Origin of the sequence: Clostridium sp. (genome assembly GCF_051650885.1) — a bacterium.
In the GTDB taxonomy this organism is placed as follows: Bacteria; Bacillota; Clostridia; order Clostridiales; family Clostridiaceae; genus Clostridium.
This window is the reverse complement of record NZ_JBOFRG010000108.1, coordinates 1-1,769: the sequence shown is the minus strand read 5'-3', so window position 1 is coordinate 1,769 and position 1,769 is coordinate 1. Positions and strand designations below refer to the sequence as shown.

2 protein-coding genes are annotated in these 1,769 nt (G+C 35.3%); both read left to right on the top strand.

Going from position 1 to position 1,769, the window contains the following annotated elements; translation table 11 throughout:
• Positions 1-219 (top strand): phosphoribosyltransferase (locus tag ACRC28_RS05285; protein WP_438542406.1); only part of this gene is annotated, 219 nt, incomplete at its 5' end.
• Positions 220-247: 28 nt separating this feature from the next.
• A partial coding sequence (ftsH, locus tag ACRC28_RS05280; RefSeq protein WP_438542405.1) for an ATP-dependent zinc metalloprotease FtsH occupies positions 248-1,769 on the top strand: 1,522 nt, incomplete at its 3' end.

Below are 1,769 nucleotides of genomic sequence, written 5' to 3'. Positions count from 1 at the left end.
TACTTAAAAAAATACTTAAGCACAAGAGGGGCAGATAGTGTAAGAATAATAACATTATTAGATAAGCCAGAGAGAAGAACAGCAGAGATAGATGTAGATTATATAGGATTTGAAGTACCTAATGAATTTATAGTAGGTTATGGAATAGACTATGCAGAAAAATATAGAAATTTACCTTTCATAGGAATTTTAAAAGAAGAAGTATATTCAAAAAAATAGTATAGCGTTAAAGAAAGGGGAGGCTTGAATGAAAAAATATTCAAGTGCAGCAGTTTGGGGAATATTAATAGTTGTCATTGTAGCAGCTGCTGTATTAGTGTGGGAAACAGGAAATAAGCCGCAATTAGTCCCATATAGTTCATTTCAACAAATGTGGAATGGAAATAATATAAAGAGTCTTTATGTTCATGATGATGGAATGACTATTGATGGTGTACAAAATGATGAAAAGAAATTTATAACTTATGCACCACAGCAAATGCTTTCTGATTTAATGGTAAGCTCACCAAAACCAAATATTAAAGTGGAATTTGAGCCACCATCAAATACAGGTGCATGGATCGCAATTATACCGAGTATAGTTACTGTAGTTTTAATTTTAATAGTGTTATTTGTTATAACACAACAATCCCACGGAAGTAATAATAGTGGAAATAAAGGTGTAATGAATTTTGGGAAAAGTAAAGCGAAGATTGCAACACCAGAATCTAAAACAATTACCTTTAAAGATGTAGCAGGTGCAGATGAAGAGAAGCAAGAACTTGCAGAGATAGTAGACTTCTTGAAAGAACCAACGGTTTACACGGAGATGGGAGCAAGGATACCTAAAGGTGTGCTTTTAGTAGGACCTCCAGGGACAGGAAAAACTCTTCTTGCAAAAGCAATTGCAGGAGAAGCAGGAGTGCCATTTTTCAGTATATCAGGTTCGGATTTTGTTGAAATGTTTGTAGGAGTAGGAGCTTCAAGAGTAAGGGATCTTTTTGCAGAAGCTAAGAAAAATGCGCCTTGTATAGTGTTTATTGATGAAATAGATGCTGTCGGTAGACAAAGAGGAGCTGGACTTGGTGGAGGTCATGATGAAAGAGAACAAACATTAAATCAACTTCTAGTTGAAATGGATGGATTTGGACAAAACGAAGGAATTATAATGATTGCTGCAACTAATAGACGTGATATATTAGATCCAGCACTTTTAAGACCAGGAAGATTTGATAGACAAATACTTGTAGGAGCACCAGATGTAAAAGGAAGAGAAGAGATTCTTAAAGTTCATACAAGAAAGAAACCACTAGCACAAGATGTCAACTTACAGGTTTTAGCTAAAAGAACACCAGGTTTTGCTGGAGCAGACTTAGAAAATTTAACTAATGAAGCAGCACTTTTAGCAGTTAGAGATGGTAGAAAAGAAATATCTATGACTAATATGGAAGAGGCTATAACTAAGGTAATGGCAGGTCCAGAAAAGAAAAGTAGAGTTATTAGTGAAAAAGATAGAAAGCTTACAGCGTATCATGAGGCAGGTCATGCTGTTGTGATGAGATCTTTAGAATTCTCAGATCCAGTACATGAAATAAGCATAATTCCAAGGGGAATGGCTGGCGGATATACTATGCATCTACCAGATGAAGATAGATCATATACATCAAAGCTAAGACTTAAAGATGATATGGTAGGTCTTTTAGGTGGTAGAGTAGCTGAGAGTTTAATACTTGGAGATATAAGCACAGGGGCTAAAAATGATATTGATAGAACTAGTGCTATTGCAAGAG